At 34.3% G+C, this 25,188-nt stretch carries 24 protein-coding genes; 16 read left to right on the forward strand and 8 right to left on the reverse strand.

Annotation, left to right across the window (positions count from 1 at the left end):
• Nucleotides 1–288: a GNAT family N-acetyltransferase gene (locus tag CQ022_RS21485; protein ID WP_185126841.1), complete on the forward strand. Its 288-nt coding sequence runs from the start codon at nucleotides 1–3 to the stop codon at nucleotides 286–288.
• Between the two features lie 171 nt (nucleotides 289–459).
• Complete coding sequence (locus CQ022_RS21490; protein WP_105684513.1) at nucleotides 460–2,019, forward strand: sodium:solute symporter; 1,560 nt, start codon at nucleotides 460–462, stop codon at nucleotides 2,017–2,019.
• A gap of 66 nt (nucleotides 2,020–2,085) precedes the next feature.
• Here the strand turns inward: CQ022_RS21490 and CQ022_RS21495 are convergent, their stop codons facing one another.
• Complete coding sequence (locus tag CQ022_RS21495; RefSeq protein WP_105684514.1) at nucleotides 2,086–4,323, reverse strand: reprolysin-like metallopeptidase; 2,238 nt, start codon at nucleotides 4,321–4,323, stop codon at nucleotides 2,086–2,088.
• 336 nt (nucleotides 4,324–4,659) lie between these two features.
• Between CQ022_RS21495 and CQ022_RS21500 the strand changes: the two genes are divergently transcribed.
• The 3 genes from CQ022_RS21500 (at nucleotide 4,660) to CQ022_RS21510 (ending at nucleotide 7,169) form a co-directional block, all read left to right on the forward strand.
• Nucleotides 4,660–5,178: a hypothetical protein gene (locus CQ022_RS21500; protein ID WP_105684515.1), complete on the forward strand. Its 519-nt coding sequence runs from the start codon at nucleotides 4,660–4,662 to the stop codon at nucleotides 5,176–5,178.
• Nucleotides 5,179–5,255: 77 nt separating this feature from the next.
• Nucleotides 5,256–6,140 carry a transketolase gene (locus CQ022_RS21505; protein ID WP_228421856.1) on the forward strand — a complete coding sequence of 295 codons (885 nt, stop codon included), beginning with the start codon at nucleotides 5,256–5,258 and terminating at the stop codon, nucleotides 6,138–6,140.
• A gap of 84 nt (nucleotides 6,141–6,224) precedes the next feature.
• Nucleotides 6,225–7,169, forward strand: coding sequence for a transketolase family protein (locus tag CQ022_RS21510; RefSeq protein ID WP_105684517.1), 945 nt, complete (start codon nucleotides 6,225–6,227; stop codon nucleotides 7,167–7,169).
• Nucleotides 7,170–7,309: 140 nt separating this feature from the next.
• On the opposite strand, the gene CQ022_RS21515 is transcribed toward CQ022_RS21510, so the two are convergent.
• The 4 genes from CQ022_RS21515 to CQ022_RS21530 form a co-directional block, all read right to left on the reverse strand.
• The gene (locus CQ022_RS21515; RefSeq protein WP_228421851.1) at nucleotides 7,310–7,831 is read right to left on the reverse strand and encodes a hypothetical protein; all 522 of its coding nucleotides are present in this window, start codon (nucleotides 7,829–7,831) and stop codon (nucleotides 7,310–7,312) included.
• Nucleotides 7,809–8,288: a hypothetical protein gene (locus CQ022_RS21520; protein ID WP_105684518.1), complete on the reverse strand. Its 480-nt coding sequence runs from the start codon at nucleotides 8,286–8,288 to the stop codon at nucleotides 7,809–7,811. The genes CQ022_RS21515 and CQ022_RS21520 overlap by 23 nt, the downstream gene beginning before the upstream one ends.
• 153 nt (nucleotides 8,289–8,441) lie before the next feature.
• On the reverse strand, nucleotides 8,442–8,975 hold the full coding sequence (locus CQ022_RS21525; RefSeq protein ID WP_105684519.1) for a DUF4303 domain-containing protein: 534 nt from the start codon (nucleotides 8,973–8,975) through the stop codon (nucleotides 8,442–8,444).
• 205 nt (nucleotides 8,976–9,180) lie between these two features.
• Nucleotides 9,181–9,501 carry a DUF4870 domain-containing protein gene (locus CQ022_RS21530; RefSeq protein WP_105684564.1) on the reverse strand — a complete coding sequence of 107 codons (321 nt, stop codon included), beginning with the start codon at nucleotides 9,499–9,501 and terminating at the stop codon, nucleotides 9,181–9,183.
• 238 nt (nucleotides 9,502–9,739) lie between these two features.
• On the opposite strand from CQ022_RS21530, the gene CQ022_RS21535 reads away from it, so the two are divergent.
• The 11 genes from CQ022_RS21535 (at nucleotide 9,740) to gwsS (ending at nucleotide 19,253) form a co-directional block, all read left to right on the forward strand.
• Nucleotides 9,740–11,587, forward strand: a complete 1,848-nt coding sequence (locus CQ022_RS21535; protein ID WP_105684520.1) for a tetratricopeptide repeat protein — start codon at nucleotides 9,740–9,742, stop codon at nucleotides 11,585–11,587.
• 314 nt (nucleotides 11,588–11,901) lie between these two features.
• A complete protein-coding gene (locus tag CQ022_RS21540) occupies nucleotides 11,902–12,471 on the forward strand; it encodes a GNAT family N-acetyltransferase (protein WP_105684521.1) in 570 nt (189 codons plus the stop codon).
• Nucleotides 12,464–13,360: a helix-turn-helix domain-containing protein gene (locus CQ022_RS21545; RefSeq protein ID WP_105684522.1), complete on the forward strand. Its 897-nt coding sequence runs from the start codon at nucleotides 12,464–12,466 to the stop codon at nucleotides 13,358–13,360. Before CQ022_RS21540 ends, CQ022_RS21545 begins: the two co-directional genes overlap by 8 nt.
• A gap of 243 nt (nucleotides 13,361–13,603) precedes the next feature.
• On the forward strand, nucleotides 13,604–13,816 hold the full coding sequence (locus CQ022_RS21550) for a TIGR04139 family peptide modification target (RefSeq protein WP_105684523.1): 213 nt from the start codon (nucleotides 13,604–13,606) through the stop codon (nucleotides 13,814–13,816).
• 141 nt (nucleotides 13,817–13,957) lie between these two features.
• A complete protein-coding gene (locus CQ022_RS21555; RefSeq protein ID WP_228421853.1) occupies nucleotides 13,958–14,749 on the forward strand; it encodes a hypothetical protein in 792 nt (263 codons plus the stop codon).
• Entirely contained in the window at nucleotides 14,746–15,225 is a 480-nt protein-coding gene (locus CQ022_RS21560; protein ID WP_105684525.1) for an MvdC/MvdD family ATP grasp protein, read from the forward strand. The genes CQ022_RS21555 and CQ022_RS21560 overlap by 4 nt, the downstream gene beginning before the upstream one ends.
• Before the next feature lie 145 nt (nucleotides 15,226–15,370).
• The gene (locus CQ022_RS21565; protein ID WP_105684526.1) at nucleotides 15,371–15,571 is read left to right on the forward strand and encodes a grasp-with-spasm system A modified peptide; all 201 of its coding nucleotides are present in this window, start codon (nucleotides 15,371–15,373) and stop codon (nucleotides 15,569–15,571) included.
• Between the two features lie 60 nt (nucleotides 15,572–15,631).
• Entirely contained in the window at nucleotides 15,632–16,540 is a 909-nt protein-coding gene (locus tag CQ022_RS21570) for a hypothetical protein (RefSeq protein ID WP_185126842.1), read from the forward strand.
• A gap of 39 nt (nucleotides 16,541–16,579) precedes the next feature.
• Nucleotides 16,580–17,482: a grasp-with-spasm system ATP-grasp peptide maturase gene (gene gwsG / locus CQ022_RS21575; protein ID WP_105684527.1), complete on the forward strand. Its 903-nt coding sequence runs from the start codon at nucleotides 16,580–16,582 to the stop codon at nucleotides 17,480–17,482.
• A 529-nt stretch (nucleotides 17,483–18,011) separates the two neighbouring features.
• Nucleotides 18,012–18,185 (forward strand): hypothetical protein, encoded by a 174-nt coding sequence (locus tag CQ022_RS23070; RefSeq protein WP_165791717.1) that lies wholly within the window; start codon nucleotides 18,012–18,014, stop codon nucleotides 18,183–18,185.
• A 3-nt stretch (nucleotides 18,186–18,188) separates the two neighbouring features.
• Entirely contained in the window at nucleotides 18,189–19,253 is a 1,065-nt protein-coding gene (gene gwsS, locus CQ022_RS21580; protein ID WP_105684528.1) for a grasp-with-spasm system SPASM domain peptide maturase, read from the forward strand.
• An 88-nt stretch (nucleotides 19,254–19,341) separates the two neighbouring features.
• Here gwsS and CQ022_RS21585 read toward each other — a convergent pair whose 3' ends face one another.
• The 3 genes from CQ022_RS21585 to CQ022_RS21595 all read right to left on the reverse strand — a co-directional run bounded on the left by CQ022_RS21585 (nucleotide 19,342) and on the right by CQ022_RS21595 (nucleotide 25,184).
• Nucleotides 19,342–19,719, reverse strand: coding sequence for a hypothetical protein (locus CQ022_RS21585; RefSeq protein WP_105684529.1), 378 nt, complete (start codon nucleotides 19,717–19,719; stop codon nucleotides 19,342–19,344).
• 69 nt (nucleotides 19,720–19,788) lie between these two features.
• Nucleotides 19,789–20,259 (reverse strand): Lrp/AsnC family transcriptional regulator, encoded by a 471-nt coding sequence (locus CQ022_RS21590; RefSeq protein ID WP_034696982.1) that lies wholly within the window; start codon nucleotides 20,257–20,259, stop codon nucleotides 19,789–19,791.
• A 134-nt stretch (nucleotides 20,260–20,393) separates the two neighbouring features.
• Nucleotides 20,394–25,184, reverse strand: coding sequence for a translocation/assembly module TamB (locus CQ022_RS21595; RefSeq protein ID WP_105684530.1), 4,791 nt, complete (start codon nucleotides 25,182–25,184; stop codon nucleotides 20,394–20,396).
• Between the last annotated feature and the right edge of the window lie 4 nt (nucleotides 25,185–25,188).

Below are 25,188 nucleotides of genomic sequence, written 5' to 3' on the forward strand. Positions count from 1 at the left end.
ATGATCGAAGTAAAACAAAACAACGACGACAAACACGGAAGTTTTGAAGCTTTCATAGATGGAAAACGCGCAGGAATGATGACGTATACCTGGGCCGGAGAAGAAAGATTTATTATAGACCACACCGAGGTGGAAGAAGCTTACAACGGAAAAGGAGTAGGCAAGGAAATGCTTCTGGCTGCAGTGGATTTTGCCAGAAAAAATGAGAAGAAGATCATTCCTCTCTGTCCTTTTGCGAAGGCAAGTTTCCAGAAAAGTGAGGAACTTCAGGATGTTTTAGTGAATTAGTCACTGTTTCCACTCTTACAATACAACCCTTTCAGAGAGATTTCTGGAAGGGTTTTTATTTTGAATTAAAAATATTCAATCATCAGAATTTGCTTTGAAAACAACAGTATTTCAAATTCATGATTCCCGACTGATCTTTTTTATATATTTGCTAAAATTTAAAAATCAAGAATGAATCCAGGAACTATCCTTTTGTTATTTGTTTTCGTCTATTTTATCGGCCTTTTGGTAATTTCTTATTTTACCAGCCGGAATTCTGATAACCAGTCATTTTTTATTGGTAACAAAAAGAGTAAATGGTGGCTCGTAGCATTCGGAATGATAGGAACCAGCTTAAGTGGGGTTACTTTTATTTCAGTTCCCGGAACTGTGGGGAAAATGACCGGTTCCGAATATATTTACGGAGGTTTTGAGTACTACATGATGGTGATCGGGTTTTTCATCGGATATTTTATCGTTGCCGCCATATTGCTTCCTCTTTATTATAAGATGAACCTGACCTCAATCTATACCTATCTGGGAAAAAGATTCAATGTGGAAGCCCATAAAATTGGTTCTATATTTTTTATTATTTCAAGGGCAATTGGTGCTACGGCAAGATTATATCTGGTAGTAAACGTTTTACAGATATTCTTACTTGAAGGATTAGGAGTTCCATTTTGGGTAACTTCTCTGGTACTTCTGTTGATGGTACTTCTGTATACTTTTGAAGGAGGGGTAAAAACGATTGTCATTACCGATACCCTGCAGACTTCTTTTATGATCATCAGTCTTGTAGCTTGTATTGTTTTTATTTTATCCAACCTGAATTTATCATTTGGTGAAGCCTATACCATTCTGGAACAGAAAAACTATACTCACTTCATTAATTTTGATCCCAATTCCAAAACCTTTTTCCTGAAAACCATTCTGGGAGGAATCTTTATTACGATTGCTATGACTGGGCTGGATCAGGAAATGATGCAGAAAAATATCTCTGTAGATAATCTTAAAAATTCAAAGAAAAATATGCTGACCTTTGCAGGAACACTTCTTATTGTGAACCTTGCATTCTTGTTCCTGGGTGGATTATTATACCTTTTTGCATTACAGCACGGCGCTGAATATGGAACGATAAAAGCTGAAACAGTAACGAATATTTTCGGATTCAAAGATGCCGCAGGAAATATTAAAAATGTAATGGGAGACGACCTTTTCCCTGCTTTATCACTTCAAGGGTATTTCCCAATGGCTATTTCCGTTATTTTCATCATTGGATTAATTTCAGCATTGTTCCCGTCTGCGGATGGAGCCTTAACTGCGGTAACGAGTTCGTATTGTGTAGATTTACTAAACCTTAATGAAGATAAAACCAAAACTGAAAAAGAAAAGAAACGTCTTCGTATGAAAGTACATTTGATTTTCACGGTAGTTTTCTTTATCCTGATTATGGTCTTCAAAGCATTGAATGATAAATCTATCGTTTATCTGATCATGGAAATTGCAGGATATACTTACGGACCGCTTTTAGGTCTTTTCGCCTTTGGAATTTTCACGAAGTTTCAGATTTCCAGAAAATATTCAATTCTTACCGTTACTCTTTTAGCACCTATACTTACCTATTTCATCAATCTGGCTGTTACCACTTATACAGATTATAAAATCGGTGTAGAGCTGATTGTTCTAAACGGATTACTCACCTTCATTGGTTTGTGGCTGGTAAAAAACAAACAACATTTAAGGGTTGTTTAATCTTATAAAAAAGGCTGTCCTCAAGATGAAGACAGCCTTTTTATTGTAATCAATGGAGTGAAATAATTATTCTTTAATCCACTTGATGGTTTTCTCTGTATTCTTAGATTTAACTTTAATCAGATAATCTCCTGTAACCAGGTGAGACAAGTCAAAAGTACCTGTTTTATCATGATTCAATTTGTTGTTAGTCTGTGTGAATACTAATTTTCCGCTTACGTCATATACGGTCATATCATATACTTCGTTTGAGTTGGTAAATTTAATATTCAGAATTCCTTTGCTTGGATTAGGATATAATACAAATACATCTTTGTTTGTAGCCGTTTCATTCACACCCAATGTCTGGGTAATGGTAAAGTTTATAGGATTAATATTGTAGAAAACATTGGTCTCTGCTGCAACCATAATTCTAGCCTGTGTCGTACTTACGTTAGGAAGGGTAATGGTTTCAGAACCGTCGTTCGGAGTGGAACCCAGAATCAGTGTAGGATAAGTAAGACCTCCATCTGTTGAAAGGTAAATATTTACAGTAGCTGCATTCACAGGGAAAGCAGTTGTATTCGCCACATCCCATGTTATTGTTTGAGTAGAATTACCTGCCCAGCTTACCGCTGTTGTAGGTGCAGTTACATTAAACGGTCCGGAATTTCCATCAACAGTAATGATAGCATCATCGTTGGCCACTCCTGCACAGCCTGGATTATTATCTCTTACCGTCAGCCTGAACTCCATCGTTCTTGCATAAGCCGGCCTAACTTCTCCTTTGGAAACCGTACCGTTGATTACATCAGTAAGTTTCGGAAAATATCTGTAAGGAACGGTTACCGGCACATATGATCTGAATATAGCAGCATTTCCTGTAGGTGCATTCCAGTCACTTGCCGGGCCTACATCATTCTGTTCCCAGCTGTAAGTAAGTGGATTATTATCTATATCTGAAGCAGATCCTTCTAACCTGAACGGAGTACTCTTAGGGATGGTATAATCACCTCCTGCATTTACAGTAGGAGCGAAATTATTGGTTGGAAGGGTAACCTGACATGTTGTTGACTGAACCTTCGTTGTGATAGACTGGTATGATTTGGTATGGAAAGTTGGAATACTGTTAGGTGCTAAATTATTTGTGCTTCCACAAATTCCTGCATAGGCCATGATGGTAATTCCGCTTCCAGGTTCTACAGCATTGGCTGCACTGCGGTTTCCTCCGCCACAGCTTCCGGTAGTTGCATTAAAAGTATGCGGACCTCCAAACTGATGCCCTACTTCATGCGCCACATAATCAATATCATAAGGATCTCCTACAGGGTTAGGTGAACCCGTAATTCCTCTTCCTTTATTGGAGTTGTTACAGATTACCCCTAATCCTGCTAATCCGCCACCTCCGGTACTGAAGGTGTGTCCAATATCATAATTGGCATTTCCTATCAGTAAATCGATCTGAGTCTGGCTTTCATTGATTAGTGTACTGGCATTATTATTTCCGTTAAATGGATCTGTCGTTGCATTTGTAAAGACTACATTCGCTTCACTATCCACTAATACGAGCCTTGAAGCAACTTCCTGCTCATATACTCCATTCACTCTGTTTACAGAAGTTACAATAGCAGATAAGGTTTGTGCCACTGTAGGAGTAGCTGTACCCGTTGCCGCTACCGCATATTCTCCAGTACATGCAACCGCAAACCTGAAAACTCTAATTTGAGTTCCTACGCTTGGAGCTGTGGTTTTTTGAGCGTTTTTTTTTCCTAGCGGAATATCATCTTCATCCTTTACTCCGCATGATCTTGGATTTTTATCAATCAAATCACTTTTTTTGTAAATGATATAATTGTTGATATCTAATTTTGCATAAGGATCAATGTAAGTATCTCCTTCTACTACAGATTTGATCTGAGCATGGAATCCCAGTTCTGTAAAATCAAGTTTTAGGGTTGCATATTTGTCATCAATTCCCTGTCCTGTAAAAGTGACAATCTGAGGAAACTGGCTGGCTAATCCAGGAGCCATCACTGAAGACTTCCAGATTCTGAATTTTGCTTTCGTACCGTCAGGCATTGGCAATACAATGATTGGAGCATTGTCTTTACGGTCACTGTCTTTTAGTTCAGGAACTGAATTAAAATAGCTTTTCATTCCCGCTACATCCAGTGTATAAGTCAATGACTTTTCCGGCTGTACTGTTCTGTTTTTAGAATCTGCTTTAATGGACCTCTCACTGATTACCGTAAAAAAGTCCTGAGCTTTCCCTGAGGAAACGGATATAATGAATATCCCCAAATAAAATAATTGTTTAATTTTCATATATAATGGTATGTAATTTTTATTAATTCAAACATTCAGACCAAAAATCAAAAAATAATTAGTTAAATGTTTATAATTCAAGATTATTTGAATTATAAAATTAGTTAAATTAATCTAAATACCACATATGAAAATTCAAAAAAAATCAATGTTTGTTTGCGAAAAATCAACGATCCAGCTATTACAAAGCATTCACGGTAAAAAAATATTTTTTAGTTTTTTCCTTCATTAAAATAACTGATTTTATAGACTTTTCTATTTTAATTATCTTTGATCCGGACGGCATTAACCAAATACAAAATTTAACAGAATAAAAAAAACAAAATTTAAAAAACTATGAAAAAAGTTATTACAATTTTCGTACTTCTATTAATATTCAATTTTATGAATGCTCAGGAAAATTTTGAAGTATCCACATTAAGAATCGGACCGTTTAAAGTCTTTATGCCCAAGGTTGAAGCTGAAAAAATTGCGGGAACAAAACTTACTCACTCAAGTGGAGACAAAAAAAACAGGGTAAATTATAATGGCGAAACCATCCAGATTGATCTTTTTGACAACTACATCAATGAAGCTAATCCGAGTGTTCCTTCTATTACTTACATGACGACCACCAGTAAAAAATTTAAAACAAAAAGCGGAATCGGAGTTGGAAGTACCCGAGATGATCTTATCAATGCCTACAGAAATTATCCCAACTTCAGCGTACGTCCGGATTGGGATAAAAATGATAAAACGATTAAAGATTCCGGTTATTTCAATATTGAAGACAGTCAGGCAGGAACGTTATTAAGCTTTAAATTTGTTAACAATATTGTTACCGAAATCTCCGTTTACCTCAATGAAGGCTGTTAAAAGCAGAAAAATATTCAATTCAGTCGAAATCCGGGTTTTTATATCCGGATTTTTGCATTTCCATAAGCCGGTAAAAAATTGTAAATTCGCATGCAAATAAATCAGATATAATGAGTAAAAGTATCGAAGAGTTAAAAACTCTTACTACGCAGATCAGAAGAGACATTTTAAGAATGGTTCACGCTGTAAATTCAGGACACCCAGGTGGTAGCTTAGGTTGTACAGAGTTCTTTACAGCACTTTATGGAAAGGTAATGAACTATAAACTTCCTTTCACCATGGAAGGCAAAAATGAAGATCATTTTTATCTATCAAACGGGCACATTTCTCCGGTATTCTACTCTACTTTAGCAAGATTTGGTTTCTTCCCTGTAGAAGAACTTAAAACTTTCAGAAAATTAGATTCAAGATTACAGGGACACCCTACTACTCATGAAGGGCTACCAGGAATCAGAATTGCTTCAGGTTCTCTTGGGCAAGGACTTTCTGTAGCATTAGGTGTAGCGGAAGGTAAAAAACTAGATGGTGATCAATCTCTTGTTTACTCTCTTCACGGAGATGGTGAGCTTCAGGAAGGTCAGATCTGGGAAGCATTGATGTATGCTGCTGCTAAAAAAGTAGATAATATCATCTCTACTATTGATTACAACGGACGTCAGATTGACGGAGATACAGATGATGTATTAAGTTTAGGAAATCTTCATGCTAAATTGGAAGCATTCGGATGGATTGTGTTGGAAGAAAAGAACGGGAATGATCTTGAAGCTGTGATTGCAATCCTTGAGAAAGCAAAAACAGAAACTGGAAAAGGAAAACCGGTAGCCATCCTTCTTCATACAGAAATGGGGTACGGAGTTGATTATATGATGGGATCTCATGCTTGGCATGGTAAAGCTCCTAATGATGAGCAGTTGGAAACAGCATTCAAGCAATTGTACCTAGAAGCTCCGGCTGATTATTAATTATAAATGATAAATGATGCCCGTAGAACTTTAAAATATTGTTAATCTGCTGTCATCTATCAATGATCAAAAACTTTAGTAAAAATGAAATATACATATACAGAAAAAAAGGATACTCGTTCAGGATTCGGAGCAGGATTAGCGGAACTAGCTGACAAAAATCCTAATGTAGTAGCACTTTGTGCAGACCTTATCGGTTCTTTGAAAATGGAAAAATTCATTGAGAAGGCTCCTGAAAGATTCTTTCAGATTGGGATTGCAGAAGCGAACATGATGGGAATTGCTGCAGGTCTTAGTATTACAGGAAAAATACCTTTCACCGGAACTTTTGCTAACTTCTCTACTTCAAGAGTATATGACCAGATCCGTCAGTCTATCGCTTATTCTAACAAGAATGTAAAAATCTGTGCATCTCACGCAGGTCTTACTTTAGGTGAAGATGGAGCAACACACCAGGTTCTTGAAGATATTGGGATGATGAAAATGCTTCCTGGAATGACAGTGATCAATACTTGTGATTATAACCAGACAAAAGCGGCTACATTAGCCATTGCAGATTTTGAAGGTCCTGTATATTTAAGATTCGGAAGACCTGTAGTTCCTGTATTTATCCCTGAAGATATGCCTTTCGAAATCGGAAAAGGAATTTTACTTCAGGAAGGAACTGATGTAACAATTGTTGCAACAGGACACCTTGTATGGGAATCTCTTGTGGCTGCTGATGAGCTTGAGAAGGAAGGTATTTCTTGTGAGGTAATCAATATCCACACTATCAAGCCTCTTGATGAAGAGATCATTTTAAAATCTGTTGAAAAAACAGGTAAAATTGTAACAGCTGAAGAGCACAACTACCTGGGTGGTTTAGGAGAATCTGTTGCAGGTATGCTTGCAAGAAAAAGACCTACAAGACAGGAATTTGTAGCAGTAAACGATACTTTCGGAGAGTCTGCAACTCCTGCTGAACTGATGAAGAAGTATAAAATTGATTCTACTGCAGTAAAAGAAGCTGTAAAGAGAATTTTAGCTTAATCTAAGCTATTCTATATAGATAAAATCCGGCGGTTTCTTCGAAACCGCCGGATTTTTGTTTTGAAGATTAACCACTCTCTCCAGAGGAAGGAAATGGTTATACCTCCATTTTTCATTGTATTAGTTTTTACCCTTCATTATTATTGTTCCGATTGCTGATTCAGAGGAATTCCAACAGTGATTAAAACAGGACATAAGATTTTTTCTATATATTCATCTTCTCTTCTCTGTGAAGCTTTCGAACCAGAAAAATAATTACTGATTCTGTAGTTTTTCACAAACTGATTTCTCTTTTTACCGATGGAATAATAATATCCACCTCTTTCATCATTGACAAAATAGGTCATTTCATCAAAATTCATCAGTTTTTTAGAGAGTAAAAGCTTTCTGTAAATACACTTCTCTGATTTATCAAAAATATATTTCACAGGAATTCTGAAGAAAAGATCAAACAGGAAATAGATCATATAAATACTCCATAATCCCATTGCAATTTTAAACGGATCACCGGACATCTTATCCATAAAATAGTAGATAATCACAGGAAGTGCTATCACTCCCAATACCAGCCATCCTATTAAGATGCGCAGGAAATTATAATTGGGCATAAAGCTTATTTCACTTCCGTTTTCTTCAAACTTATAACGGTCTCTGATGTCCATTTTCAGGATTATTAATGTTCATAATATCCTCTGTCTCATTGACCATCTTCTGTATTCCTTTCTGGGTAAGGGCCTGTCCAATCGTAAGGTGTTTTTCTTTACCATCAACCTCAAAGTAAATGGACAACACCACATTAGTTGTGATAAAACCCAGATATTTTGTAGCCAGCACATGGAAATTCCTGAAGTTTTCTAAAGGATATGTTCTTGCTGGGACAAAAATCGTATGCTTTCCCGTAATGGTCATTTGATCCATATCAATAATGAATTTCTTGGTAAAGAAATTAATCATAATAAGGGCTACCACAGCAATAATGACATAACTGACAGTTCTTGCATTATTAAAAATAAGTCCTGCAATAATTAGAAAAATAATACAAAGCACAGTTATAAATACCGGCTGATTTTTAAAAATATATTGGTTTCCTTCTTGTTTATAAAATTGATAGTTGTTCATAATTAATGTAATTGTTATTTATATTTTGGTTAAAGATCTAGTTACTATAAAAAGTAGTTATAGAGATTGCAGTTGATAAGAGGCTTCTGAGACAATTATTTTATCAGGCTTCATATGTATATATTTAAAGTGTTTTTTTAATTCGTCATACTTTTAATTGCCCCAGGTAGCCATCCAGTCCAGATATTCATTTTTGTATTCATTATCATTAAGCCTAATGATAAGATCTTTCAGGTCTTTTTCCTCAAACTCATAATCTGAAACAGTGAAAACCAGGAAAATATCTTTGCCTGTTATCTTTGTGAAAAAGTTTTCATTTTTAAGTTTTTCCAGTACTTCAATACAGGTGGAATATAACTTATTCTGAAAACCATCAAACCATTGATCGTCATCATCATGTTTAGTAAGTTCCTCTCTCAACTGAGTACAGATTTCACCGAACTCTTTATCGGCACCTTCCATTTCAAAGGTCCATTCTGCCGGTTCATATTTATAATAAAGAGCATCTTCTTCATCTGCATTTTCTATTACTTTCATTGTATTGACAGCGGGACATACCGTCATTGCTCCCTCATCACTATAGAGTGCAAAACTATAAATCCCCTCTGCACCATGCTTTTCATACACTTCTAAAAAAGCTTTCTTAGCAGCGTTTTCAATCTGCTGTTTCAAAATTTCAAAATCCATACTTCTTTTCTTTTTTAAAATGGGCGGTAAAATTACCTTTATCCTGTCAAATCAGCTCATTATATTCTTAAAAGGGCTGGTCAAATTCGTGATTATGGCTATCCTATTTTCATCATTTTATGATGAACTGTTTTATTATTCATGAAATATCTCTTGCTGATCCATCGTAAAAGTATTATAACCCCAGATATAGAAATCTCAAATATTATCCGATAAATGAAAATTTATCTTCAACCATTTTCCCAATTATTGGTAAAGGTTTTTCAACATCATTAGCTGCATTAATGATTCCGATAATCATCAATACCAAAGGAATACATCCCAATATCCCAAGAATTCCAATTTTGGTCGCCATCAACAGAATATTGAGAATGATGAACAATACAATTGAAAAAATTACCAGTCCCAACGACTGCTTCAGATGATACTTTAGAAAGCTGCTCGATTTTTCTTTTCCGATGATAAAGGAAATCAGCCATCCGAAAAGCGTAATGTAAGAGACAATAGATAAGGTTTTGTTGTCCATAGCGGTAAAATTTTTAATTAATATTCTTTGATTTTTTCCGGCCCAAAATTGCAGAAGAAAAATGTCACCACAGTTATTTCTGTAACTACAAAACATCTTCAACTCAAATGGATAGCGACTACAAAACGTCTACAAAAACAAATAAAATACTGATTATCAATAAAATAAATACAATCATTATTTCTGATTTTTTAATTCGGAAATTGACAGGTGTCTACAATTTTTGTACTTTCACCCTATGAAATTAAAGTACTCACTTTTATATTGTATACTTTTTATCTGCACCTTATATCCCGCACAGAATACATTTATTGATGGTCTTAAAATTCAATTGAGAGAAGACCCTATTTCAACTGCAGAAAAGTTCAAAATTTACAATGAGCTTACAGAATATTACAGAGTCAGTGATCAATACGAGACAGCCGAAAAATATGTTCAGCAACAGCTTGAGCTCGCTAAAAAGGAACAAAATTATGCTGAAGAAATAAAAGCGCTTACCCAAAAAGGAATTATTAAGCTCAATCAGTCTCAGTATGATAAGGTTCCTCCTATCATCGATGCTGTGAATGAAATTCTTCAAAAGACTAATAATAAAACAGCAGCATTATATGCCCATTATCTGAATATCTATTACAGCAATGCTCTTGGCGAACCTGAAAATATCATCAAACTCATTCAGAAAGCTCTTCCACTGGTTGAAAAACAGCCTTCAGAGATCATGCTGAATGCAAAGCTTAATTATCTTCTCTATGGAGTCTATACAGAATGGAATGATGCTGAAAATGCAACCAAATACGCCAAAAAATCCATTGAGCTTGCTGAAAAATCAGGAAATAAAAACCTGTTGAGTTCAACCTACTCTGCTCTGGCCGTATGTTATTCTTTTCGATATGAAAAAACCGGAGACTTAAAAGATCTGAAACCCGTCATAGAAATGTGTAAAAAGGCAGCAGCCCTATATCGTCAGTTTCCGGGGCATGTTTCTGCCCATGTACAAGCTATGGCATTGCTGAATCTTATCAATTATTATTTGAATTATCCTGTCATGACTCCGGAAGTAAGTTCGGAAATTCAGAATAATGCCAACGAAATATTGGCTCTTACTCAGCATACGACCCATAATCAGGGTATTCAGGCAGGAGCACTTGGAGTATTGAGCAATCTTGCATCAAGGGATCAGAATGATGCTTTATCAGAACAATATCTTCTGAAAGCTGAACAGATTCTTCTTACTCAAAAACCGATGTATTACCATGTCATGATCAATGTTGTAGAAGGCCTTGCTCAATTGTACGCAAAGCAAAAAAATTATCAGAAAGCCTATCAATACGAATCAAGAGTAACAGAATACAGTAATCTTCTCTTTGATGAAGGGCAGGCTGAAACTGCCAAAAGACTGGAAGCTCAATATCAATCTCAAAAAAAAGAATCTGAGCTCAGAGCTCTTACTGAAAAAACGGCCAGTCTGAAAAAAGAAAAACTGCTATACATCGGTTTGGGAATCATTGGGTTGATTGGGGCATTTTTCATGTTCCGTTCTTATCATTTTAAACTGCGGTATTCTATAGAAAGAGAAAATAAACTTGATACGGAAAAACATGAAGCAGAAATGCAGATTAAGCTTCAAAAGGAAGAACAGGCCAGATCAAAGGCTGAGCAGGAACTTCTTACGCTTCAACAGCAAAAACTTCAAAGTGAGGTATTGGCAAGTCAGCTTCATATTCAGCATAAAAATGAAGTTCTGCAACAGCTTCAGACCCAACTCTCTGATACTGATATTAATATCCAGCAGATGGTAAAGGGAGAAAACCGTGTAGATAATGATTTTGAAAAGATCAGATTTACCATTCAGGAACTGCATCCGGATTTTTTTAAAAATATCAATGAAAAAACCAAACAAAAATTGACTGCCCTGGATTTGAAATACTGCGCCTATATTTATCTGGGAATGGATACGAAACAGATTGCCAATCTCCTTAGCGTAGAACCCAAAAGTGTAAGAATGACCAAATACCGCCTTAAAAAGAAGTTCGGTCTGGATGAACATACTGCTTTAGAATCTTTTTTTCAGGGAGTAATTCTCTGAGTAACCAGCAATTTTTAATACGAATTCGTAGCGGCAAACGATACCACAGCATCTGTGAAGAAGTATAAAATTGCAGCTGCAGTGAAAGATGTTGTTAAGAGAATTTTAGAGAAATAATTTTTATTTTAAGAATAAAGTAAAGCATCCTGTTTAGGACATCCTGCAAAACGCAGAAATAAATACCATAAAACAATATTAAAATATAATTTATTTCAGTTACACAAGTCTAAAAAAACCAACACAATCAATTGAATATCAATAAATAAAATTTTAAAATCATATAATTATTCATATTTTTGGGAAAAACAAAATGTATGAAAAAAGCTACTTATAGGGATAGAGAAAAGGCCGTTGATATATTATGTCAGGCATTTATGGATGTTCTTATTCCCAACTCTATAAACTTTGTTATAAATACATCTGGAAATAGATATAAACGCTTGAAAGCATTAATGGAATTTCAGTTCGACTTATCTATGTTTGATGGAAATGTATTTTTAAGTGATGATGGCAAAGGATGTATTTTATACTTAAACAAAACTGGGTTTAGCTTAAAAAAGCTATTGCTGGAAATCAAATTATTATTTGTTTCTGTTGGAATAAGTAATATGTTTAAAGTTTTAAGACGAGAAAAGCTTTTGAAAAATTTTCATCCTAACGAAAAATTTATTCATTTATGGTTAATGGCTGTTATTCCAAATGAACAAGGAAACGGTATAGGGACAAAACTATTAAACGAATCATTAGAACGTTATACAGGTGAATTAATTTACATAGAAACTACAACTGCTGAAAATCTTACTTTTTATACTCGGAATGGATTTATCATTTTTCATGAAACATTTGAGTTAGACTACCCTCTTTATTTTTTAAAACATGTTTAATACTGAAATGAACTTTAGTACATTTCTTTATATATTGATATTTGTACTATTAGTTATAATTGTTGCCATACAACTTACTTTGTATTGGAAAAGAGAAGACAGAAAATTTTATTTAAAATTTATAGGATTTATTGTTTCCGGCTTAATTTATAATTATGTAGAAGGATTACTGCCCGATAAAAGTCTTGGAGTCAATATCATGTCTCAAAATATTTTTGCCTGGATTGTAGGAGTAGGTATAGCTTTTCATTATTTTACTTTTATAAAAAAAGAATATAATCTAAAATTCATTAAAGAGTTCTCTTTAAGCACTATAGCTATTTTCACATTGTTAACTCTCATTATTCTTTTTATACTTCCTTATACAGTTACTGGTTCTTTAAGTTATTCGCGAATATGCTTTTTAACTTTTATTCTTTCTCTCTTGTCACTTGCATTAATACTGGTGGCTAAGCAGCAAATAAAGAAAATGAAAAAACAAAAAAATATCATATTTAAAATTCATGATACCATAGGACTATTGTCATTCTTAGCACTGATCTCATTGCCTTTGACCATATTAATATTTGGAGATAATCAATTCATTGAACAAACATTTTTCAGCTTAGGTTTTTTCATTGTATCAGTTGATTACTTTCTATATCCTTTTAGAAAAAAGGAGATCAAAAAGAGTATTCCATTTGAGAAACTTTCAGTAAGAGAAACTGAAATTTTAATGATGCTTTTAGATAATCCAAATTTGAAATATTCTGAATTAAGTAAAATTTTAAACATTTCTGAAAAAACATTATCGACTCATTTATCAAATATTTACAAAAAAATTGAAATTAGAAATAAAAAAGAAATACAAGAAATGAGTAAAATGTATAAAGAGACTTTAATAACTTAAAATATTTAAATAATTAAAAATCAATATTTTACCAACCCTTATTTTATATCCTTAGTAATTTAAGTAAAAGTTTAAGGGTGAAAAATGAAAGTTTTAATAGCTGTTCACCCTATGTTTACAGAAGAAAAACACAAGTGATGTTTTTTGTTTCTGCACACAACAAAAAATAAAGCTGATCAGCAAAAACCCATGTCAGGGATTGTATGACAAAATTAAATATCAAAATTTCAAAAAATTACACACATGAAAAAATTAAATGGAATGAAGAGCAACTTCTCTTCTCTGGAAAACAAAAAGCTTAAAGATCTTAAAACAATTCAAGGAGGTAGCTATAACGTTAAATCTAACGTTTCCGTTGGAGAAGGTTGTGAAGAATATGATACCTATACAAGCCCGGGAGGTGCATATATAGGTAGAATTACTGTGTGTAGTCCAAGACTGACAGCAGCGGACTAATGCTATGGAGTATGGAGGGTTTTACCCTCCTTTTCCTTCTTCACAGTTAACTTTCAAAAACTTTTTCAGCTCATGAAACAATATACTTATTATATTCTTTTATTTATTTTGATTTCTGTCTTTTCATGTAAAAATCGGGAAGTGAATTACATTACTTATTATAACAGAGTAAATGAAATCGACAGTATTTACCGAATGGCTAATAAACCTGAAAAAGCTATAAAAAGATTCAAAAATTTGTTTCATAAGTATACACCTAAAAACCAAGAGCTTACTGAAGAATATAAAACTTATATTAAACTTGCAGATCAGTACCATAAAAACTTTGGCGGGAAAAAGAGCCTATACAAGCTTATTACACTAATAGCTCCCTATGGTAATGAATATAAAAAACTTTATCCACTTTTAAAGAAATATGGGATCGACAGTTTAGAAGCAGATCAAAAAATAACCGACTGGAAAAAGAATCTTAACAAAACATTGATAGATTCCTTCAGTATCGCTATGATCCGTGACCAGGAAGGAAGGCCTGAAAACAGAGCCCTTGTAACCAAGAATATTGAAAAAAATATAAATCTCTTTTTCTGGACATTTGAACATTATGGGTTTCCTGATGGACAAAAAATAGGAAGATTAGGAAACAATGATATTTTCATCGCTATGCCGACATTGCTAAGTCATATGATTGCTTCAAAAAAATATCCTGAATTCAGAAAAAAACTATTCGAATATGTAAAAACAGGTCATTGTTCTCCTCAAGAATATGCCTTAATGTCTGATACATATGATTATTATAGAAATACTGCTGTACGATACAGCTTACGAAATAATAATCAGGATTCTGTCCGGATTAACCACAACAGAAAAAGTATTGGACTTCCTAGTATTCAACATTCATCTAAAATCAGAAAAGATAAAATTAAGAAAAAATGATTCTGATCTTTTCTACTAATCAGGAAACAACAACAAATGAAGTTATTAAGTGGCTTAAAGCACTTGGTAAAGCTTTTATTCGCATACATGAAGATGAAATTTTTGAAATAAAAACAGATCAAAATAAAGTCTTTTTACAAAGTCAGAGAAATAGTTTTTTTATTGAAGATATTACCAGTGTCTGGTACAGAAGAGGTGGATTAAACATCAAACGCCTCAGCTATACAAACCCTTCCGTAAACGCTCATATGAATGAAGTGCAGCATTGGCTGGAAGATTATGTGAGGGCAACACTTAAGTCCAAAAAGCATATTAATAAAGAAAGTAACAGTGATGTTAATAAACTTCTAGTGCTCGAAAAGGCTAAAAAAGTTGGGCTGGAAATTCCTGAATATTTTCTGGCAGATAATACGGATTTGGTCTCTTTAGATAAAACCATTGTGAAAAGTTTAAGGGTGAAAAATGAAAGTTTTTAATAGCTGTTCACCCTATGTTTACAGAAGAAAAACACAAGTGATGTTTTTTGTTTCTGCACACAACAAAAAATAAAGCTGATCAGCAAACCCCATGTCAGGGATTGTATGACAAAATTAAATATCAAAATTTCAAAAAATTACACACATGAAAAAATTAAATGGAATGAAGAGAGACTTCTCTTCTTTGGAAAACAAAAAATTAGCAAATACGAAAAGTATTATTGCTGGAGGGGCAACAAATGAAAAAACGACTTCTCCATCTGGGCCTAACGGTCAACCAGGGAATACCGGTGATACTATCATTTGTATTGATGGAAGTCAAGTAGCTACCTTAACTATTGACTAAATATGACGGGAGGGGAAACTCCCCTCCTTTTCTCCAAAAATCAGAATATAAATCTCAATAATGAATAGAAAAATAAAATTCATACTACTTATCGTGTTATTCTTTTTTTCCTGTAAAAGCAAAAAACTAAATTATATTGATTACTATAATAAAGTATATGCTATTGATAGTACACTTAGAGTAAATAAAGATACTCTTGCTACCATCAAACAATATAAAAAATTATTTGAAAAATACCCACCATCACAAAATGAAAGAATAGAAGAATATGAAAATTATATCAAATATTCTGACCACTACAATAAAAATTTCGGAGGGCATAAAGGCTTAGACAAACTGATAACACAGGTAGCACCTTATTGGAAATATAAAAGAGAAGATTCAGCTTTTTTTAAGCTCTATAAAAAATATGGAATTGATAGTATAGCAGTAGAAGAAAAGGTTAATCAATGGAAAAAAGGGCTAAATAAAACATTAGTTGATTCTTTCAGTATTGCATTTGAAAGGGATCAATACAATGAACGAACTGGACCACTAGTAGAAATTAATGATAGAAAAAATACTAATCTTCTCTTATGGACATTTAAAAATTATGGTTTCCCATCTAAGCAAAAAATTGGATTAACAGGTAACGATGACAGATTTATGCCAATGGGTTTACTGCTCAATCATATGGCAGGATCGCAGAAATTTGAGTATTTTAAGGTGAAGTTATTGGAATATGTAAAATCTGGAGAATGTACCCCTAGAGAATACATAGATATGGTAGATAAACATCAATATATTAATCATCTTGAAACTATTTACGGGATATTCATTCATTATTCCACACCTGATTTTAGTTCATCAGATTCAGCACGGATAAACAAAAACCGAAAAGCAATTGGATTTCCAAGTCTAAAGCAATCTTCAAAGATCACCAAAGATTTTCAAAAGAAAATGAAACAAAAACATTCCTCTCATTCATAATTTAAGCTGATCTACAAATATTTTCCATAAAAAACACCTATGATACTTATAATCTCTCAAAAAAATGAAACAGCTACTATAGAAGTCATCAGGCATTTGATCCTCATGAAAAAAAAATTCATTAGAGTTCATGAAGATGAAGTATTTGAGATAAAAACTATAAAAAAAAGAATTTTAATTGAAAGCAGCCGTAATAGATTTTTTATTGATCAAATTGAAAGCGTTTGGTATAGGAGAGGTGGATTAAAGTTCAATCGCCTGAAATATAACAATCATTCAATCCTTCTTAATATGAACGAAACTCAATATTGGCTTGAGGATTATATAAAAAAAACATTAGAATCTAAAAAACATATCAATAAGGAAAGCACTTCAAATGTTAACAAGCTTATTGTACTTGATAAGGCCAAAGAAATAGGATTCGACATACCTGAATACTTTTTGGCAGAAAACACAAATCAGGTTAAACTTAATAAGACAATTTTAAAGACAATCACTGGAAATGCAATTTTAGATGAAATAAAAAAAGATTTCAGTGGATTTATGTACACAACTATAGTTGAAGAACATGAAAACAATGATTTTTTCATCACATTTTTTCAAGAAAAAATGGAGAAAGATTTTGAAATAAGAACATTTTATTTCAATGGTAATTGTTGGTCGATGGCCATTTTTTCGCAAAATGATGAGCAAACCAAAATTGACTTCAGAAAATATAACAAAAAAAAGCCCAATAGAAATGTACCTTATACGCTGCCAAAATATATTGAGGAGAAAATCAGTTTATTAATGAAGTCATTAGATATCAATTGTGGTTCTTTAGATTTTATAAAAAAAGCAGAAAAATACTATTTCTTAGAAATTAATCCAATTGGTCAGTTTTCAAGTTTATCCAATATCTGCAACTATTCATTAGAACAAAAACTAGCCGAATATTTATGAAAAGATTTAAAGAAAAAAATAAATTACCCTTAACCTTCAAATATATTGATGTTTTTAAAACTAAAAATACCAGTAAACTAAATAGTGGATCTTTATACTATTTGCACTCTGACAAATGTCAGACATCGTATTACCAACGAGAAAGACCGCTTAAATCGCTTGTAAGATTATTATGAAACATTTTAATATACCCCCAAAAAAAAGATGTTAATTTTAAGTATATAACTTATTTAATTCTTTGTCTATTTTTTTATACCTGAAAAATCGAGATTACCTCATATATTATAACTAGATAAACGAGATTGACAGTATTTACCGAATGGTTAATAAACCTGAAGAAGCTATAAAAAGATTCAAAATTCCGTTTCACAAGTATATAACTAAAAACCAATAGCTTACTGAAGAATATAAAACTTATATTAAACTTGCAAATCATTACCATAAAAACTTTGGCGGGAAAAAGAGCCTATACAAGCTTATTACACTAATAGCTCCCTATGATAATGAATATAAAAAACTTTATCCGCTTTTGAAGAAATATGGGATAGACAGTTTAGAAGCAGATCAAAAAATAACCGACTGGAAAAAGAATCTTAACAAAATATTGATAGATTCCTTCAGTATCGCTATGATCCGTGACCAGGAAGAAAGGTCTGAAAATATAGCTCTTGTAACCAAGAATATTGAAAAAAACTTTACCTAAATTATGAACTATTTCAATTTATTCTCAACCATCCTTATCACCAAAGGCACCACCAGAATTCTTATTTCAGATCTCCAAAGGAATATATCAGAATTGTATCCACTAGAGCTGCATGAGGTTATTATGGAACTGAAAAAATATTCTATTGAAGATTTGTTGAAGAATTATGATGAGGAGTCCAGGCCAATCGTTCAGGAATATCTCAGCCTTTTGTTAGAAAAAGAGTATGGATTTACAACAGAGAATGATTGGGACAGAAATTTTCCTCCCCTTTCTTATGAACATCACGAACCCAGTGCTATCACTAATCTTTTTATTGAAATGGAAGACCTCCGGATCATAAAGAAGATATATCCGTCTATAGAAAACCTTGGGATTAAGCATTTGGTTATTTATAGTTTGAAGCCTTTAACCTCAAAGGATTTTATAGAAATTGATAAAACTTTTACCACCTCAGTCCTATCAGGAATAGAAATTTTTTCGCCGTTTCATCAGAAAATTAATCTATCTTTTATACAGGCTCTCCAAAAAAATACAGTCAGAATATACAGTCTCATTTTCTACAATTGTTCGAAACCTCCTTTCAAAGCTAAAGATGAATACAGATTCTCGCTGCATTTTCTGAAAGATGACCTGCAACTCTCTGCCTGTGGAAAAGTGGAACTGAAATACTTCAATACCAATATTCCTAAAGTTATTGAAGCGATTAACCATAATTCCTGCCTGTATAAAAAGATGGGTATTGATCGAAACGGCAATATCAAAAACTGTCCTCTTATGAAAGAAAGCTTTGGAAACATCAATACACAGAGTCTTGAAGAGGCAGTCAACCAGCCTGATTTCAAAAAATACTGGAACCTCACTAAAGACAGTATTGAAATCTGTAAAGACTGTGAGTTCCGTTATGTCTGCACAGACTGCAGGGCTTACACCGAAAACGCTCTAAAAAACAAAAAAGGCATCAATATATCAAAACCTCTCAAATGTGGCTATAATCCCTATACAGGAGAATGGGAGGATTGGGACAGTAATCCTTTAAAGCAGGAAATTTTCCATTCATTGGGATAGTAGATAATTTTTTTTCCTCTTGTTATTCAAAAACCGCTTTTAAATTTGATTTAAAAGCGGTTTATATCTTGTTGTATTTGATTAAGCCTTATTTAAAAAACTTCCATTTCGGGATAATGGCAAGCATTCCGAATCCTGTAAACAGGAAAAGATTGGTTACATCTGTATACAGGAATGTAGACAGGTAATAATTGTGCATAAAGAAATGCAGCACCAGTAAAGCAGGGAACATAAAAATTCCTACTTTTCTGTAGAAGAACATCAGCACCAGCCCAATTACCATCAGTACGTCAATAGAAAAAATCACATAAAAGTACCACCTCGGAATCTCCAGATATTCGTGCTGCAGATATTCATCCACATCTATTCCAAGTCCCATTACGGTAAACAACATCAAGGCAGCAAATGCCAGTATAAATCCCCATCCTTTCTTCGGGTCTTCGTCAAAATAGCTGTATTCTTCCATACCTACAAAAATAAAGAACTTATGAGAGATTTCATAAGTTCTTTTATAATTATTCGTTTAAAATTTGACTTACACAGAGATTGCGTTGATCAGTCTGTTTTTGTCACTTAAGAATTCCTCCATAGAGATCATACTTTCAGTTCTCATTACATCCTGAATGTCATCGATCTGGTAAATAATTCTTTTAGCATCATCCGTATTCTTAGCTCTTACTTTACAGAAAATATTATATTTCCCGGAAATAACGCTAGCTTCGATTACGTTAGGTAAAGTTGACAATTCTTTCAATACTTCCTGAGTACGGTTTGATTTTGTCAAAAGGATCCCTATGAAAGCTGTAAAGTGATAATCCAGCTTACCATAATCGATGTTAAGAGATGATCCCAAAATAATACCTGCATCTTCCATCTTTTTCACTCTTACGTGAATTGTTCCAGCAGAAACATCCATCTGCTTTGCAATTTCAGTAAAAGGCATTCTTGTGTTTTCTACTAAGAAATCAAGAATCTTCTTGTCTATTTCGTCCAGTTGATAGTTCATATTAGTTAAATTACAATTTCTTTAAAAAATCTATGTATTTTTTGCAAATTTACGAAAAATAATTTAACTAAAAAATATATATCAAATATTAACAATAATTAACACAGATGATAAAAATCATTAAAATATTCTAATTATTTAGCATTTGATTTTATAGAATCTGTTTTTATTTCACCTTTTGCATCTGAAGTTTTTTTGTCTTTTTTCTTCTTTTTAAACAAAGAATTGAAGCTTTTACTCCACACCACCCCTCCTCCATAGGCTTGATTAGCAGAACCGTTTGTACTCACCATTCCGATGTTTGTAGGCTTGGAATAAGCACGTATCACCAAAGAACCGTCATTCTTCTTAGACAAATCATATTCTACAGACCCTTCTGTGGAAAGATAATTGTTTTGGGCACCGTCTGTTTTTGATAAAGGAATCCCTAACCCCGTCTTGATATTAACTCTTGGGGAAAGAGCTACACTTACTCCTGCATTGGCCCGGTCTCCAAAATTGGAATTCTGGTCTCCTTTTACGTAATTAAGGTCGATCTGGAATTCATTACTCATGGTATTAAGAACAGATCCCAGCTGTTTCAGAAGTATATTATATCCCGAAGATTCAGCAACATTTCCTACGTTCACATCAAATCCACCAGAGTTTGAGACGTTGAAGGTACTCAATAGCAATACAGATCCGAACTGGAGAACTTTTTCTCCTTCCTGGCTCATTTTCGCGGCTAAGGTCTCTCTTACCTGACTGGATACATCCATTGCCGTCACATTAAGATCAATCTGAGGATCTACCAACGACTGGGTAATATGGGCCTGCAGCAAGATACTGATAGGCTGTAGTTTCCCCATACTAAGATATTCTCCGGCATTGGAAACCATTCTTATATAGTTGGCATTAATATCTAATGTAGGTTTCATGGCGTCACCATCCCATCTGATGCTGCTGTTCCTTTCAATCTGGAACGTTTTGTTAAGGATGGCTTTAGAAACAAATGTTCCGTTATCTACTTTATAGGTACCGCTCATGGCAATATTCCCTTGTCTGTTCATGTGAAACCTCAACGGGTCAGCTGATCCTTTTACGGTAATATTACCTACATCATCTCCTACCAATACATTTACAGTAGTCCCTTTATCTACAGCCAGATTGAAATCAATATTCATGTTGGCTCCCGTTTTTTTCTTCTCTTCCAGTGTAATCAGACCGTCTTTCCCTTCTTTCAGGAACCTCAGCATTTTAAATTCTTCAACATTGGAAGTAGAACTGGAATTAAAGGTAAAGGTACTTCCGTTAAGTGCCTTCATATTAGGAGTCGTTATACTCAATCCCGAAACAGGTCCGTCTACATATAGATCTCCCTGTCCATACACTCTTCCCCAGAACAGGTCAAAATCTTTTTGTGTAGTATTCAGCATCAATAGATTATCCGCTCTCATTACGAGAGATACCCCCATTGAAGAAAGGGTTTCAAACTGGATCGCACCGGAAATATTCCCTTTAGAATTGGTTCTTCCATCGTGTACTTCAATATTGTTGAGAATCGCAAGTCCTTTGGTCAGCTGAATTACTGTATCATCAAATGAATAATCTACCCCGGTAAACAGAAGTTTCAATCCAAAATCTTTTAACGCAATATCTCCACTATAATCAAGGTTGCTCAGCTTTCCGTTAATTTTAAGATCTCCTGTCGCTTTCCCACGTAGATTTCCGAAAATAGTCTGCACAAACTGCTGTGTAAATGAAAGATCAAAATCTCGCATTTCTGCTGTAAGATCAATGATTGGAGAAGAAGTATTATTGTTAACGGTTCCTGTAAGATTGAGACTGTTATTTCCCAGTACTCCTGCAGAATGAACTTTTACATCAATATCATATACGTTCAGTGAGAAACCATTGGTAGCAGAGATAGAGATATCTCCCATATCATTGCCATTCATTTTAATAGCATCAATATTAAGATCCACCAGTGGCTGAAGGGTACTTTTATCCATTTTGATCTTAACACTTCCGTTGGCAAGACCTTTAATGTCCATTGTATTTCCTCCGGACTGCATATCCAGAAGTTTTTCTATAGCAAAATCATTGATATCAGCGTCTACATAAAAATCTTTTGCTGATTTAAACTGTGCTTCTTTAATAAACAAAGCGCTCTTATCAGAATACACTCTTAAATTCCGGATATCAAAATCTCCGGTTTTCTTCCGGTAAGTAATGGAATGATTCAGCTCAGGACTGGTATCTATAGCCCAGGTAACTTCATTGAATTTCACTTCCGTAGGTTCAAACCTGAACACATAATCACCTGCGGCATCGGTAGACTGATCTACGTTAATGGCATATTCTTTAAGCTTTTCATTCAATTCATCATCAGGACTTCCATGTTTGAATACAGTCGCTAAATGAAGGGTATTTCCATTCTCATTATTTCCTTTAAGCTCAAAATCTTTGATCACATTTTTATTATAGAGGACTCTGTTGATCTTAGCGTACAATTGCTGATTAAGATCTGCCGTGTTAATTCTCACCTTAACACTATCCACCATAGCACTGTCTCTGTTGATATTCTTCCTGTCATTCACCTTGTAATCAGGATTGGAAGCAGCCAGTGCATTATCAGCATCTGTAATTTCTTCCTCCTTCGTCATCATATATTTTAAAGAAGCCGCATCAAGGTTCAGGATCAGGTTATTCGAGTTTCCGTCATATTCGCCTTCCACAAGAGCTCCCTGTGGCAATCTCAATTCAGGTAGAAAATAATTGACCAATCCTTGCTGAACATCAAATTTCAGTGCAAAATTCTGTCCATGATATAATTTTCTTGGGGGTGGCCCCACTAATATTTTCCCTACTCCATTTTCTACCATTCCGGCAAGATCTGCAAGACTGTATTTTCCTGAAATTTTACCGGTAGCAGCTCCCGGAGCATCTACATCAATCACACGGCTGCCAGCTTCAACAAATGTTTTTAGCTTGGCATTCGGAATATTATATTTTTGTGTAGCTGTAGCAAAATGAAGATTATTAGCATTCACATCCAGTGTAAGGTCATTAATAGAAGACATGGCCATCTTTCCATCAACCTGTCCACTTACCACCTGATTACCAGGTTTATTGGTGAAATAATTCATATTCAGGTACGTGACATCTGCATTCACGTCCATTGCTATTCTTGGAGTACTGAAATCTATTAATCCTTTGATGGTAGCTTTCGCCTGTTCATCATTAACAGTAATAAGTCCGTTATATTTTTTATGATCCAATAATCCGTCCAGATACAGATTATTGATCGTTTTATCCATAATTTCAATACTTGCAATCTGAGATTTCGTTGTCAGACGCATGGTATTCACATCAAAGCTTTGCCCGTTAAGATCAAATTTACCGGAAATTAAACCTACCGCTTTATTCTTTGTGATCACAGAAGTATTAAGATCTTTCACATCAAGATACCCGGAATATTTTGGCATGGCAGTACTGTAACCCGTTAAGGTAAGTTTGGAAATTTTTGCCTGCCCAATTCCAGTCATTAAGTTTCCACTGTCTACATAGATCTGATCAGGATTTACTTTTGCTGTTCCATTGTATTTCAGTTTTCCAAAATCATCGGCAAAGTTTTTCATCTTTTTGGAGATGAAAGAAGGCATCATTGCTTTTAAATCCTTGTAAGTAAAATCCGTGGAAAGTTCTTTCGTTTCAATAGCAAAATGTCCTTTCAGCAGATTGTCAACCTTCATTGTTTTGGTAGCAATATTGACATCAGGATTTCTGATCAGGAAGTTTTCCAGATGAAATTTGTTTAAAGGCCCAGTCATTATCCCCGAAAGATTGAACGGTTTGATATTGTCCCAATTGGTTACAAAATAGCTGATATCATAACCACTTAACTGACTTCCCTGTTTGATATTCATATCCCAGCGTACCTTGTCAGCAAAATCTGCCCAGGATCCGTCGTGAAGGTTGAATTTAATATCTCCCTGAAGTAAAGTATGATCTGTATTAAGGGTAAGATCTTTTAATGATAAAAACTGCTTCGTTAAAGACAGTTCGGTTGAAAATGTATCTACGATATGGGCTTTTCCCCATCTTGAAGTTACAAAAGACATATTATTAATCAATGCCGAAACATTCGGGCCATTGACTTTTACATTCGGGGCTTTTAAGTTGAATTTTGTAGCAGTAAGCCATTTCCCCTGTTCACCGGGAGAATTTTCATTGACAATAGAAACTTTAGAATCAATAATCTGAACTCTGGAATTCAATTGAAAAGGAGGTTTTTTCGGATCTCTTTTCTTTCCATTATCAAAAAGGTCTACGAATCTTACAAAATTGGAAATACTGTCTCCTTTATAGGTAATTACCTTCACATCGGCATTAACCAGAGCAAGAGAGTTGAAACTTAAAGAATTGCTGTTTCCTGAAATGGCATTTACTGCCAGAGACATCCAGTCGGAATCTGCACGAAACTCGCGGGCTGTGATAAAATTAAAACCTTTGTAATCTTTTACTTTTAACCCTTTTATGGTGACATCTCCGAAATAGTTTACATCTACACTTTCGGTAGAAAAATCGGATTTAAAATCATTATTAACCAGTTTCAATGCCTGATCAGCCGCCCATTGCTTTGTCACAGGAAGATTGATCGCAATCAGTACTCCTCCAACGAGAACAATGCCCAGCCAAAAGAGAATCAAAAGAAGCTTTGCCCACCAGGTATAGCTGGTAACATCTTTCACAGCCTGCTTCCCAAACTCTTCAGCGGTTTCCACAGGATGATGTAAGGCATCTGAAGCCAGCTCAGATGCTTCCTTCACTGTCTCCCGAACTTTTTCCTCTACATTTTCGACAGTTTTCTGTACCTGATCACCTAGGTTTTCAGCTACTGATTTTTTATTCTCATTCTCGTTATTATTCTCTAACTTTGCCATTATT

The organism is Chryseobacterium culicis (assembly GCF_002979755.1).
Lineage (GTDB): Bacteria > Bacteroidota > Bacteroidia > Flavobacteriales > Weeksellaceae > Chryseobacterium > Chryseobacterium culicis_A.

Coding starts and splice junctions, on each gene's coding strand:
- CQ022_RS21485 (WP_185126841.1), top strand. CDS start 1: ATGATCGAAGTAAAACAAAACAACGACGACAAACACGGAAGTTTTGAA.
- CQ022_RS21490 (WP_105684513.1), top strand. CDS start 460: ATGAATCCAGGAACTATCCTTTTGTTATTTGTTTTCGTCTATTTTATC.
- CQ022_RS21495 (WP_105684514.1), bottom strand. CDS start 4,323: ATGAAAATTAAACAATTATTTTATTTGGGGATATTCATTATATCCGTT.
- CQ022_RS21500 (WP_105684515.1), top strand. CDS start 4,660: ATGAAAAAAGTTATTACAATTTTCGTACTTCTATTAATATTCAATTTT.
- CQ022_RS21510 (WP_105684517.1), top strand. CDS start 6,225: ATGAAATATACATATACAGAAAAAAAGGATACTCGTTCAGGATTCGGA.
- CQ022_RS21515 (WP_228421851.1), bottom strand. CDS start 7,831: ATGGACATCAGAGACCGTTATAAGTTTGAAGAAAACGGAAGTGAAATA.
- CQ022_RS21520 (WP_105684518.1), bottom strand. CDS start 8,288: ATGAACAACTATCAATTTTATAAACAAGAAGGAAACCAATATATTTTT.
- CQ022_RS21525 (WP_105684519.1), bottom strand. CDS start 8,975: ATGGATTTTGAAATTTTGAAACAGCAGATTGAAAACGCTGCTAAGAAA.
- CQ022_RS21530 (WP_105684564.1), bottom strand. CDS start 9,501: ATGGACAACAAAACCTTATCTATTGTCTCTTACATTACGCTTTTCGGA.
- CQ022_RS21535 (WP_105684520.1), top strand. CDS start 9,740: ATGAAATTAAAGTACTCACTTTTATATTGTATACTTTTTATCTGCACC.
- CQ022_RS21540 (WP_105684521.1), top strand. CDS start 11,902: ATGAAAAAAGCTACTTATAGGGATAGAGAAAAGGCCGTTGATATATTA.
- CQ022_RS21545 (WP_105684522.1), top strand. CDS start 12,464: ATGTTTAATACTGAAATGAACTTTAGTACATTTCTTTATATATTGATA.
- CQ022_RS21550 (WP_105684523.1), top strand. CDS start 13,604: ATGAAAAAATTAAATGGAATGAAGAGCAACTTCTCTTCTCTGGAAAAC.
- CQ022_RS21560 (WP_105684525.1), top strand. CDS start 14,746: ATGATTCTGATCTTTTCTACTAATCAGGAAACAACAACAAATGAAGTT.
- CQ022_RS21565 (WP_105684526.1), top strand. CDS start 15,371: ATGAAAAAATTAAATGGAATGAAGAGAGACTTCTCTTCTTTGGAAAAC.
- CQ022_RS21570 (WP_185126842.1), top strand. CDS start 15,632: ATGAATAGAAAAATAAAATTCATACTACTTATCGTGTTATTCTTTTTT.
- gwsG (WP_105684527.1), top strand. CDS start 16,580: ATGATACTTATAATCTCTCAAAAAAATGAAACAGCTACTATAGAAGTC.
- gwsS (WP_105684528.1), top strand. CDS start 18,189: ATGAACTATTTCAATTTATTCTCAACCATCCTTATCACCAAAGGCACC.
- CQ022_RS21585 (WP_105684529.1), bottom strand. CDS start 19,719: ATGGAAGAATACAGCTATTTTGACGAAGACCCGAAGAAAGGATGGGGA.
- CQ022_RS21590 (WP_034696982.1), bottom strand. CDS start 20,259: ATGAACTATCAACTGGACGAAATAGACAAGAAGATTCTTGATTTCTTA.
- CQ022_RS21595 (WP_105684530.1), bottom strand. CDS start 25,184: ATGGCAAAGTTAGAGAATAATAACGAGAATGAGAATAAAAAATCAGTA.